We start from the raw sequence: 11,557 nt of genomic DNA on the forward strand, positions 1-11,557 counted from the left end.
GCACATCCTCGTACACCTCCAGGTGGCCGCTCGCGGCGAGGTGGTCCGCGTCGGCCAGCCGGCGCAGCTGGGCGTCCACGCCCGCGTCCCCGGTGGGCGTGATCAGCACGCCCAGCGGCTGCGGTCCCGCGTCGGCTCCGGGGGCGCTGCCGGTCCCCGGTTCCGCTTCGGATTCCGGTTCCGTACCGGTCCCCGGTGCTTCGTCGGCCTCCGGATCGGGGCCGGGCGTCGGCTCACTCATGAAGTCGGCTCGCTCATGAACACGACGCTACCTTGCGGCGCGTGCCGACGGCTTCCGTGCCGCCGGTACGACCAGCGGCGTTCCGCTCTCCGGGTCCTCGATGACCCGGCAGGGCAGCCCGAAGACCTCTTCCACCAGCCCGGCGGTGACGATCTCGCCGGGCGGCCCCTCGGCGACGATCCGGCCCTCGCGCATCGCGATGAGGTGGGTGGCGTAGCGGGCGGCGTGATTGAGGTCATGCAGCACGGCGACGAGGGTGCGGCCCTCCTCCTCGTGCAGCCGGGCGCACAGGTCGAGCACCTCGACCTGGTGGGCGATGTCGAGGTACGTCGTGGGCTCGTCCAGGAGCAGCAGCGGCGTCTGCTGGGCGAGGGCCATGGCGATCCACACCCGCTGACGCTGACCGCCCGACAGTTCGTCGACATAGCGATCGGCGAGCGATGCGACACCGGTCGCCGCCATGGATTCATCGACAATCCGTTCGTCCTCGGGCGACCACTGGCGCAGCAGCCCCTGGTGCGGGTAGCGGCCGCGGGCGACGAGGTCGGCGACGGTGATCCCGTCCGGGGCGATCGAGGACTGCGGCAGCAGGCCGAGGGTGCGGGCGACCTTCTTGGCGGGCAGCGAGCCGATCGCCTGTCCGTCGAGCAGCACGGTGCCGGCGGACGGTTTGAGCATCCGTGACAGCGCGCGCAGCAGCGTCGACTTGCCGCAGGCGTTGGGGCCGACGATGACGGTGAACGAGTTGTCGGGAACGACGACCGACAGCTCCTCCGCGATGACCCGCTGGTCGTAGGCGAGGGTGACGGATTCGGCCGTGAGGCGGCTCATGAGGGTTCTCCTGGCTCCTGATGCGTTGCCTTGCGTGTCGCGTTGCGTGTCGCGTTGGCTGTCGCGTTGCGTGTCCCGTCCGGTCGCGTCCGGTTTTGCCCGGCCCCGGCCGAGGTCCGGTCCGCCGAGGTCCGGTCCGCCGAGGTCCCGGCTCATATCCGGCCCGCCTTGCGCTCGCTGAAGAGCAGCCACAGCAGGTAGCAGCCGCCCAGCACCCCGGTCAGCACCCCGACCGGGAGCTGGTCGGCGCCGAAGACGCGCTGCGAGGCCCAGTCCGCGGTGACGAGCAGCGCGGCGCCCATGCAGGCGGCGGCCGGCAGGTTGGGCCCGGTGCTGCGGGTGAGCCGGCGGGCGAGCTGCGGCGAGGCGAGGGCGACGAAGGCGACCGGGCCCGCGGCGGCGGTGGCGGCGGCGGTCAGCAGCACCGCGGCCAGCATCAGCACCAGCCGGGTGCGCTCGACCCGCACACCCAGGGCGTACGCCGCGTCGTCGCCCATCTCCAGAATCCGCAGCCCCCGGCCGAAGCCCAGCACCACCGGCAGCAGCACGGCGCACAGCGCCAGCAGCGGCCAGACCTGCGCCCAGTCGCGGCCGTTGAGCGAGCCGGTCATCCACACCACGGAGCGCGCGGCGTCGACCAGGTCGGCCTTGGTGAGCAGGTAGCCGTTGACAGCGCTGAGCATGGCCGCGGCGCCGATGCCGACCAGCACCAGGCGGTAGCCGTGCACACCGCGCTTCCAGGCCAGCAGATAGACGGCGACGCCGGTGAGCAGCCCGCCGACGATCGCGCCGGCGGCGACCGCGAAGCTGTCCCCGTGGAGGAGGACGATGACGGTGAGCGCGCCGGTCGCGGCCCCCTGGCCGAACCCGATCACGTCCGGACTGCCCAGCGGATTGCGGGAGATGCTCTGGAAGACCGCTCCGGCCAGCCCGAGCGCCGCCCCCACCAGCAGGCCGACCAGCACTCGCGGCAGCCGCAGTTCGTTGACGACGAAGTCCTGTGCGGTGCTGCCGCCGCCGGACAGCGCGCGGATCACGTCCGGGACCGACATCGGGTAGTCGCCGGTGCCGATGAGCACCACTCCGGCGAGCAGCGCCACCAGCGCGAGCAGCGCTCCGACGATCAGCGCGCGGGCGTCCACCCGGACCGAGTGGCCGCCGCGGGTGCGCAGTGCGTTCACAGTTGAGCCATCCTTCGGCGGCGTACGAGGTAGATGAAGACCGGTCCGCCGATCAGCGCGGTGACGATGCCGACCTGGAGTTCGGAGGGCCTGGCCACGACCCGCCCCACGACGTCCGCGCCGAGCAGCAGCACGGGCGAGAGCACGGCCGCGTACGGCAGGCTCCAGCGCAGGTCGGGGCCGGTCAGCGAGCGGACCAGGTGCGGGACCATCAGGCCGACGAAGACGATGGGCCCGCAGGCCGCGGTCGCGGCGCCGCACAGCAGCGTGATGGCGGCCATCGCGAGCACCCGGGTCCGGGTCAGCCGGGCGCCGAGCGCCCGCGCGGTGTCGTCGCCCAGGGCGACGGCGTTCAGCGGCCGGGCCAGGCACAGCGCGAGCAGCACGCCGGCCACGACGAACGGCGCGACCTGCTTGACGACCGCCATGTCGGCGGAGGCGAGTGAGCCGACCGTCCAGAACCGCATCTTGTCCAGCGAGGCGTGGTCGAGCAGTTCGACGGCGTTGACGTAGCCGTAGAGCGCGGCCGTCATCGCGGTGCCGGCCAGCGCGAGCCGTACCGGGGTGGCGCCCCGGCTGCCTCCGAGCGCGTACACCAGCACGGAGACCACCGCCGCGCCGAGGAAGGCGAACCAGACGTAGCCGGAGAGCGAGGTGACGCCGAAGAAGCTGATGGCGGTGACCACGGCGGCCGACGCGCCCGCGTTCACCCCGAGCACCCCGGGGTCCGCGAGCGGGTTGCGGGTCAGCGCCTGCATCACCGCGCCGCCGAGGCCGAGCGCGGCCCCGACGAGCAGCCCGAGCACGGTGCGCGGCAGCCGTACGTCCCGGACGACCACGTCGGCGTCCGTGTCGGTGAAGTGGAGCAGCCCGTGCCAGACCTGGTCCAGCGGAATCGGTTTGGCGCCGATCGCGATGCTCGCGAGGGTGATCAGCAGCAGCAGTACGGCTGCGGCGAGCAGCCCGCCGGCCCGCGCCACGTCGCGCCGCGCGGGGGCCCGGCCGGGTTTGTCCGCGCACTCGGACGGGCTCGGGGACGGGCTCTCGGACGGGCCCCGGGCCGTACCCCGGGCTGCGGCGCGGGCCGTTGCGCCGGCGTCGCCCGCCGGCCCGTGTGCGCTCGCGGCATCAGCCTGCGGCGGGCTGAGTGGGGTCATGTGGCGCTCCCCCACCTGGAGGTCTCGAAAAACATTAGGTTAGGCTAACCTAACTTTCCCGTAGCCCCAAGGAGAGCAAGGCCATCATGCGCAGCCCTCGGTTCAGTCCCCTCACCACCCCTCTGTCCCGCCGCAGCATGCTCGCCGCGGGCGGCGCGCTCGGCGTCGGCGCCCTGCTCACCGCCTGCGGGGACGGCGGATCCTCCGACTCCGCCAAGACCGGCTCCGACAGCGGCCCGTGGAAGTTCAAGGACGACCGCGGCAAGACCGCCAAGGCGGACAAGACACCGAAGAAGATCGTCGCGTTCACCGGCGCCGCCGCCGCGCTGCACGACTTCGGCATCGAGTGCACCGGGGTCTTCGGTCCCACCCAGCTCAAGAACGGCAAGGCCGACCCACAGGCCGGCGGTATCGATGTCGACAAGGTGACCATCCTCGGCAACGCCTGGGGCGAGTTCAACATCGAGAAGTACGCGGCCCTCGGCCCCGAGCTGCTGATCACCAACATGCTCCAGCCGAACGTCCTCTGGTACGTCCCCGAGGAGAGCAAGGGCAAGATCCTCGGCCTCGCCCCCAGCGTCGGCGTCAACGGCGCCAAGACCTCGCTGCCGCACCCCATCCAGCGCTACGCCGAGCTCGCCGAGTCGCTGGGCGCCGACCTCAAGGCCAAGAAGGTCACCGAGGCCAAGGCCCGCTTCGAGAAGGCCGCGGCGACCCTGCGCTCGGCCGCGAAGGCCTCCGGCGGCCTCAAGGTCATGTGCGCCTCCGGCAGCGCCGACCTGCTGTACGTGTCCGACCCGGCGGTCTACACCGACCTGATGTACTTCCGCGAACTCGGCGTCGAGTTCATCAAGCCGGACAAGGTCGACGGCGGCTTCTTCGAGCACCTCAGCTGGGAGAACGCGGACAAGTACCCCGCCGACCTGATCCTGCTCGACAACCGCACCGCCGCGCTCCAGCCCAAGGACCTGGCCAAGAAGCCGACCTGGGCGAAGCTCCCCGCGGTCAAGGCCGGTCAGGTCACCCCCTGGCTCAGCGAGCCCCGCTTCTCCTACACCGGCTGCGCCCCGCTGCTCGAACGACTGGCCGCCGCGATCGAAAAGTCCAAGAAGGTCGGCTGAAAGGACGTCCCCCTCCCATGACCAGCAACCCCTTCCGTTTTTTCGACCTGCACGTGCTCAGGACCGAGCGGCTCAGCCCCTCCATGGCCCGGATCACCCTGGGCGGCGAGGACTTGGACCGGTTCGCCGACGGCGGCCGGGACCAGCGCTTCAAACTCTTCCTGCCGCAGCCGGGCCAGGAAGCCCCGGTGCTGCCCGACGAGCGGGGCGACGGCTGGTTCCCGGCCTGGCAGGCACAGGACCCCGCCGTCCGCTCGATCATGCGCAGCTACACCGTGAGCGCTTTGCGCCAGGACCCGCTCGAACTCGACATCGACTTCGCGCTGCACGGCACGACCGGCGGACCCGCCGGCCGCTGGGCCCTCGCGGCCCGGCCCGGTGACCGCATCAGCGTCTTCGGCCCGGCCGTCGCCGACAACGGCGGAGTGGACTTCCGTCCGCCGCCCGGCACCGACTGGAACCTGATCACCGGCGACGAGACGGCGATCCCGGCGGTCGCGGGCATCCTCGACTGGCTGCCGGCCGGCACCCCCGCCAAGGTGTGGATCGAAGTCGCGCACCCGGACGACCGCCGCCCGATACCGACCGAGGCCGACGCCGAGATCACCTGGCTGGTCCGCGACCCGGCGCGGCCGGACCGCTGCCGGCAGCTCGTCGACGCCGTACGCGCCGCCGAACTGCCCGAGGGCACCCCGTACGCGTGGATCGCCGGCGAGTCCGGCACCGTCAAGGCGCTGCGCCGCCACCTCGTCAGCGAGCGGGGCTTCGACCGCAAGGCGGTGAAGTTCACCGGCTACTGGAAGCTCGGCGTCACCGAGGAGGACCTGATCGCCGAGGCGATACGGGAGGCCGCGGAGGGGTCTGCGGCCGGCGAGGCCGACGAGGTCCAGGCCCGTGCCCAGGCCGAGCGGAACGCCTGACACGGCGGGACTCGGCGCTTCCGCTGCCGGAAGTACGGCGCCAGCGCCCTGATCCGGTCCCTGGCTTGGCCCGCTACCGGGCGCCGGGTGTCCTCAATCGGCTGGGGCGCCTCCCGGCCGAAGGCGGGGGGAGAGCTGGGGGAGGGCTGAATCCAGCCCGTTGGGGGCCCCTACCAGCCGAAGGCTGGGGGAGATTGAAGACAGCGCGCCGGACCCGGCAGGGCCCCACCTCCGCGCGGCCCACCCCCAGCGGCACCGCTCCACCGCACCCCGCCCCAGCCCTCACCACCCGAGCCGGGCCAACGCCTTCCCCGCGTCCAGCTCGCACGCGCCGTCGCCCGCCGCAGTCCAGGCCGCCGCGCACAGCGCCCGCAGCCCGACGAGCGGGCGGCGGTCGGAGTCCTCGCCCTCGCCACCCTCGTCACCGTCCAGTACCAGCACGCCGTCGTCCGCCGCTGCGCGCGCCGTCCAGCCCCCGCAGCGGAACGCGCCGCCGTCCTCGGCGACCTCCGGCTGCCCGGTCAGCAGCCCGCGCAGATCCGCGTCCACGTACGTCGGCCGGTGCTTCGGCACAGCGGCCAGCAGCTGGGCGGGCGTCGTGACCCCGGTGAGCACCAGGATCGAGTCCACCTCACCCACATGTGCCCCCTCGATGTCCGTGTCCAGCCGGTCGCCGACGACCAACGGCCGCTTCGCGCCGGTCCGCAGAATCGTCTCCCTGTGCATCGGCGGCTGCGGCTTGCCCGCGACCTGCGGGTCGCCGCCCGCCGCGATCCGCACGACCTCCACGGCCGCGCCGTTGCCGGGCGCGATGCCGCGCGCGCTCGGGATCGTCAGGTCCGTGTTCGACGCGAACCACGGCACGCCGCGCGCCACCGCGTACGACGCCTCCGCCAACCGCTCCCACGCCAACTCGGGTCCGCCGTAGCCCTGCACCACGGCGACCGGATCGTCGTCCGCCGAGTCGATCGGCTCCAGCCCGCGCTCGCGCAGCGCGACCCGCAGTCCCTCGCCGCCGATCGCCAGCACCTTGGCGCCCGCGGGAACCTGATCGGCGATCAGCCGCGCCACCGCCTGCGCCGAAGTGATCACGTCCGCCGGCTCGGCCGGCACCCCGAGCCGGGTCAGATGCGCGGCCACCGTCTGCGGCGTCCGCGCCGCGTTGTTGGTCACGTACGCGAGACGCATCCCGCGCTCCCGCGCTATGCCGAGCGACTCGACGGCGTGCGCGATGGCCTCGCCGCCCGCGTACACGACCCCGTCCAGATCGAGCAGCGCCGTGTCGTACGCCTCGACCAGCGGCCGGTCGCAGCCCTCGGGCCGAGTGCGGTTGGGATGGCTCATCGCGTATCGCTCCTCGTGGATCCGGGTGTCTCTCCCCCGATCATCCCGCATCAGGACACGACGCATAGCATGCCCAAATGACCAACACCGGGACCGACCTCCACGGCTTGCAGCTGATCCCCTTCCGAGGGGTGCGCTACGTCCCGGAACGGGTCGGCAGCCTCGCCGCAGTGACCTCGCCGCCGTACGACGTCGTCGTCCGGCCGGACGGGCTGCGCCACCTGGAGACGGCCGACCCGCACAACATCGTCCGGCTGATCCTGCCGCAGGCCGCCGCCCCGGGCGCCCGCCACCGCCAAGCCGCCGAGACGCTGCGCCGCTGGCAGGCCGAGGGCGTCCTCGCGCCCGACCCCGTACCGGCGCTGTACGTCTACGAGCAGCGCAACGGCGAGGTGCTGCAACGCGGGCTGATCGGCGCGCTGCTGCTCAGCCCGCCCGGGGACGGCATCGTGCTGCCCCACGAGGACGTCATGCCCGACGTCGTCGAGGACCGCGCCGACCTCATGCGCGAGACCGGCGCGCACCTCGAACCGCTGCTGCTCTCGTACCACGGCGGCGGTGCCGCGACCGGGGCCACCGCCGTCATCGAACGCACCGTGCGGGACGCGCCGCTGCTCTCCACCACCACCGAGGACGGCTACGAGCACAGCCTGTGGAGCGTCACCGACCCGGCCAGAATCCAGACCGTGCAGGACGACCTCGCCCGCCGCCAGGCCCTCATCGCCGACGGCCACCACCGCTGGGCGACCTACCTGCGGCTGCGCGCCGAGCGCTCGGCGCCTGGCCCCTGGGACTACGGCCTGGTCCTGCTGGTCGACACCGCCCGCTACCCACTGCGGGTACGAGCCATCCACCGGCTGCTGCACCAGCTCGCGGTCCCGGACGCCATCGCCTCACTGCAAGGCGCCTTCCGCGTACAGCGCGTCGAGGGCCCGCTCCCACACGCCCTCGAAGCGCTCGGCTCAGCCACCGGCAACGCCTTCCTGCTCGCGGGCGACGGCGGCTTCCACCTCATCGACAACCCGGACCCCGGCCTGCTGGCCCGCACGGTCCCCGCCGACCACCCCGAAGCCTGGCGCACCCTGGACGCCACCGTGCTGCACGCCACCCTGCTGGACACCGTCTGGCAGGTCCCCGACATCCCCGAGCACATCGGCTACATCCACGACGCGCAAGCCGCCGTCGAACAGGCCGAGCGGCGCGGCGGCACCGCGGTCCTGATGCACCCGGTCCCCGAAGAAGCCGTACGCGACCTCGCCCGCCAGGGCGTCACGATGCCCCGCAAGTCCACGTCCTTCGGCCCGAAGCCGGCGACGGGTCTGGTCCTGCGCAACCTCGACCTGGACTGACCGGGGCCAGGGCCGGGGCCGGGCGCATAGGGCCCCGGACATACGACGAGGGCGGAACCCCGGTGTGGGGTTCCGCCCTCGTCGTATGTCAACTGCTGCGATCAGCCCTTGGCGGGCTCGTCCGGCTCGTCACCGGACTCGACCGACTCGGTGGCCTCGCCGGTCACCTGGGACACCTCGGTGTCCGGGACATTGGGCGCTTCCACGTCCGTGTCCACGTCCGTGTCCGTGTCCGTGTCCGCGTCCGTGTCCGTGTCCGTGTCCGCGTCCGTGTCCGTGTCCGTGTCCGCGTCCGTGTCCGCGTCCGTGTCCGTGTCCGCGTCCGTGTCCGCGTCCGCGTCGATGTCGTCGTCCTCGGACTCGATGTCAGCGAGCAACTCGGCCAGGTCGGCGATGTCCACCTTGGGAGCGGCCTCGACCACGGGAGCGGCCTCGACGTCGGCCTCGGGAGCGACGTCGACGTCGGCCTCGGGGGCGGGCTCGACGACAACCTCGGGTGCAGCCTCGACCTCGACCACGGGGGCTACCTCGACGTCAACCGCAGGGGCTACCTCGACCGCAACCTCGGGAGCAACGACGGCGTCGGTCTCGACCTCAGGAGCAACCTCGGCGTCAGCCTCGGGAGCGACCTCGACCGCAACCTCGGGAGCAGCCTCGACCTCGACCTCAGGGGCGGCCTCGACCGCAACCTCGGCGTCAGCCTCCGGAACGACCTCCGTCTCGGGGAGCACGTCAGCGTCGGCCACGGCCTCAGGGGCCACCGCCTCGGGGGCCACATCCATCACGACGTCATCCGCATCGTCCGCCGCCGCGACACCATCCGCGCCGTCCTCGTCGTCCCCGTCGTCCTCATCTGTGTCGTCGTCCGCAGCGTCGTCCCCGAGCAGCAGCTCAAGATCCGCCGCTGAGATCTGCTCGTCGTCGTCCTCGTGGGCGAGCGCGTCCGTGAACTCCACGCCGTCCAACTCTGCGAGCCGGTCCGACGCGTCGGTCGCTCCACCCTGATCCGCTTCGAGCGCCTTCGCGAACCACTCGCGAGCCTCGCTCTCACGCCCGACGGCGAGCAGCACATCCGCGTACGCATAGCGCAGGCGAGCCGTCCACGGGTGAATCGCCGTCGAGGCCAGCTCAGAGCTCTGCAGCGTGACGACCGCCGCCTCCAGCTGCCCCATGTCACGACGGGCACCGGCCGCGACCAGGCGCATCTCCACCTGACCGGCCTTGTCCAGCCGCTTCACCTCGGGCTCGCCGGCCATGGCCATCGCCCGCTCGGGACGACCCATGCCACGCTCGCAGTCGGCCATAACCGGCCACAGGTCCACGGACCCCGTCATACGACGGGACGCGCGGAACTCGGCGAGAGCCTCGGAGTACTTGCCGACGGCGTACGCGGCGAAGCCGGCGGCTTCCCGCACCGAGGGGACCCGCGAGGCGAGCCGCAGAGCGATCCGCGAGTACTCGTAGGCCTGCTCGGGGTCTTCGTCGAGCAGGTTGGCGACCATGACGAGGTTCTTGGCCACGTCCTCGGCCAGGGTCTTCGGCAGGCTCAGGAGCTCCTGCCGCACTTCCTTGTCGATCTCGTCGCCCGTGACGTCCTCGGGAATGGGCAGCCGCTTGATCGGCTCCCGCTCGCGCTCCCTGTCGTCCCGACGCGCGTAACCGCCACCACCGGACCGGTCATCACGACGCCCGGCACCGGCACCTGCACGATCGTCCCGGCCACGCCCCTGCGGGGAGTACGGGGGACGGCTCGACCCACGGTCGTCACGGCGGTCATCGCGGCGCGGCGCACTGCTGCTGCCACGGTCATCGCGACGCTCAAAACCACCCGAGCGCCCGGCACCACGGTCATCACGCGGCGGACCACTGGGACGCTCATCGCGGCGCTCAAAACCACCGGTCCGACCACCGGAGGGACGGTCATCGCGACGGGGAGCACTGCTACCACGGTCGTCACGACGCTCGAAGCCACCGGTCCGACCGCCCGAAGGGCGGTCATCGCGGCGCGGCGCACTGCTGCTGCCACGGTCATCGCGACGCTCAAAACCACCAGAACGGTCGCCTGTGGGGCGGTCATCCCGACGGGGACCACTGGGCCGGTCGTCGCGACGCTCGAACCCACCAGTACGGCCACCGGAGGGACGGTCGTCGCGTCGCGGCGCACTGCTGCCACGGTCATCGCGACGCGGCGCACCGCTGCTGCCACGGTCATCACGACGCGGAGCGCTGCCACCACGGTCGTCACGGCGCTCAAAGCCGCCTGAACGGCCGGCACCACGGTCATCACGCGGCGGACCACTGGGACGGTCGTCCCGACGGAACCCGCCACCGGTGCTGCCGGCACCACGGTTGTCATCGCGACGGGGGCCACTGGGCCGCTCATCGCGCCGGTCGTTGCCCGCAGGCCGGCCGCCACGGTCGTCACGACGGTCATTGCTCGCAGGAGGCCGACCCGTGCTGGGACGGTCGTCACGGCGCGGGCCGCTCGGCCGGTCACCATCACGTCGGAAGCCGCCGCTGGGACGGTCGTCACGACGCGGAGCGCTGCTGCCACGGTCATCACGACGCGGAGCGCTGCTGCCACGGTCATCACGACGCGGAGCGCTGCTGCCACGGTCATCACGACGCGGAGCGCTGCTGCCACGGTCATCGCGACGCGGCGCACCGCTGCTACCACGGTCATCACGCGGCGGACCACTGGGACGGTCGTCCCGACGGAACCCGCCACCAGTGCTGCCGGCACCACGGTTGTCATCGCGACGCGAGCTACTCGGCCGCTCGACACGGCGGTCGTTGCCCGCAGGCTGACCAGCCGCGCGCTCATCGCGGCGGTCACTGCCCGCAGGCCGACCGCCGCGGTCGTCACGACGCGGGCCCGAGCTACGGGAGTCCGGACGGTCGCCGCCGTCCCGGCGCTGCGGCCGGTCCGGCCTGTCCTCTGGCGAGTTGGTGGACATCGTCGTGACTCCTGTCATCGGGTACCGCAGTCATTCTCACGCATCTGACACAGCAGCGCGCTTCGGGAAAAACAAAAAAGGACCTTTGGTCCCAGCATGAACGCTGGGACCAAAGGTCCTTCAAAGATTGTTCGGCGGCGTCCTACTCTCCCACAGGGTCCCCCCTGCAGTACCATCGGCGCAGAAAGGCTTAGCTACCGGGTTCGGAATGTAACCGGGCGTTTCCCTAACGCTATGACCACCGAAACACCATCGGGTGTTCCAAGCGAACAAGCACACTCTTCAATTAGGTGTTACTAGTTCAACCGGTGCGACAGTTCGCAGCCCGGGAACTACACAGTGGACGCGAGCAACTGAGGACAAGCCCTCGGCCTATTAGTACCAGTCAGCTCCACCCCTTACAGGGCTTCCACACCTGGCCTATCAACCCAGTAGTCTCCTGGGAGCCTTAACCCC

At 71.9% G+C, this 11,557-nt stretch carries 8 protein-coding genes, 2 rRNA genes and 2 pseudogenes; 3 read left to right on the plus strand and 9 right to left on the minus strand.

Annotated features, from left to right (window positions below):
• From QMK28_RS32375 to QMK28_RS32390, 4 genes are all read right to left on the minus strand, one after another.
• Nucleotides 1-241 (minus strand): hypothetical protein (locus QMK28_RS32375; protein WP_326443269.1); only part of this gene is annotated, 241 nt, incomplete at its 3' end.
• 27 nt (nucleotides 242-268) lie between these two features.
• Nucleotides 269-1,072 carry an ABC transporter ATP-binding protein gene (locus tag QMK28_RS32380; protein WP_326443270.1) on the minus strand — a complete coding sequence of 268 codons (804 nt, stop codon included), beginning with the start codon at nucleotides 1,070-1,072 and terminating at the stop codon, nucleotides 269-271.
• A gap of 152 nt (nucleotides 1,073-1,224) precedes the next feature.
• Nucleotides 1,225-2,253 (minus strand): FecCD family ABC transporter permease, encoded by a 1,029-nt coding sequence (locus QMK28_RS32385; RefSeq protein ID WP_326443271.1) that lies wholly within the window; start codon nucleotides 2,251-2,253, stop codon nucleotides 1,225-1,227.
• Nucleotides 2,250-3,410 carry a FecCD family ABC transporter permease gene (locus QMK28_RS32390; protein WP_326443272.1) on the minus strand — a complete coding sequence of 387 codons (1,161 nt, stop codon included), beginning with the start codon at nucleotides 3,408-3,410 and terminating at the stop codon, nucleotides 2,250-2,252. The genes QMK28_RS32385 and QMK28_RS32390 overlap by 4 nt, the downstream gene beginning before the upstream one ends.
• Before the next feature lie 86 nt (nucleotides 3,411-3,496).
• Here QMK28_RS32390 and QMK28_RS32395 point away from each other — a divergent pair, with 86 nt between their 5' ends.
• Nucleotides 3,497-4,531 carry an ABC transporter substrate-binding protein gene (locus QMK28_RS32395; protein ID WP_326443273.1) on the plus strand — a complete coding sequence of 345 codons (1,035 nt, stop codon included), beginning with the start codon at nucleotides 3,497-3,499 and terminating at the stop codon, nucleotides 4,529-4,531.
• A 17-nt stretch (nucleotides 4,532-4,548) separates the two neighbouring features.
• Nucleotides 4,549-5,451: a siderophore-interacting protein gene (locus tag QMK28_RS32400; RefSeq protein ID WP_326443274.1), complete on the plus strand. Its 903-nt coding sequence runs from the start codon at nucleotides 4,549-4,551 to the stop codon at nucleotides 5,449-5,451.
• Between the two features lie 282 nt (nucleotides 5,452-5,733).
• Here the strand turns inward: QMK28_RS32400 and QMK28_RS32405 are convergent, their stop codons facing one another.
• Complete coding sequence (locus tag QMK28_RS32405; RefSeq protein WP_326443275.1) at nucleotides 5,734-6,795, minus strand: HAD hydrolase-like protein; 1,062 nt, start codon at nucleotides 6,793-6,795, stop codon at nucleotides 5,734-5,736.
• Nucleotides 6,796-6,872: 77 nt separating this feature from the next.
• Between QMK28_RS32405 and QMK28_RS32410 the strand changes: the two genes are divergently transcribed.
• On the plus strand, nucleotides 6,873-8,144 hold the full coding sequence (locus QMK28_RS32410; protein ID WP_326443276.1) for a DUF1015 domain-containing protein: 1,272 nt from the start codon (nucleotides 6,873-6,875) through the stop codon (nucleotides 8,142-8,144).
• Between the two features lie 931 nt (nucleotides 8,145-9,075).
• Here QMK28_RS32410 and QMK28_RS32415 read toward each other — a convergent pair.
• The 4 genes and pseudogenes from QMK28_RS32415 to QMK28_RS32430 all read right to left on the minus strand — a co-directional run.
• A pseudogene (locus QMK28_RS32415) lies at nucleotides 9,076-9,754 on the minus strand (hypothetical protein); the annotation flags it as partial.
• Nucleotides 9,755-9,946: 192 nt separating this feature from the next.
• Nucleotides 9,947-11,119: pseudogene (locus tag QMK28_RS32420) on the minus strand (hypothetical protein); the annotation flags it as partial.
• Nucleotides 11,120-11,230: 111 nt separating this feature from the next.
• Nucleotides 11,231-11,347: ribosomal RNA gene (gene rrf, locus QMK28_RS32425) — 5S ribosomal RNA — on the minus strand.
• A gap of 109 nt (nucleotides 11,348-11,456) precedes the next feature.
• Nucleotides 11,457-11,557 (minus strand): 23S ribosomal RNA (locus QMK28_RS32430); the annotation flags it as partial.

Source organism: Streptomyces sp. H27-D2 (assembly GCF_035828615.1).
GTDB lineage: Bacteria > Actinomycetota > Actinomycetes > Streptomycetales > Streptomycetaceae > Streptomyces.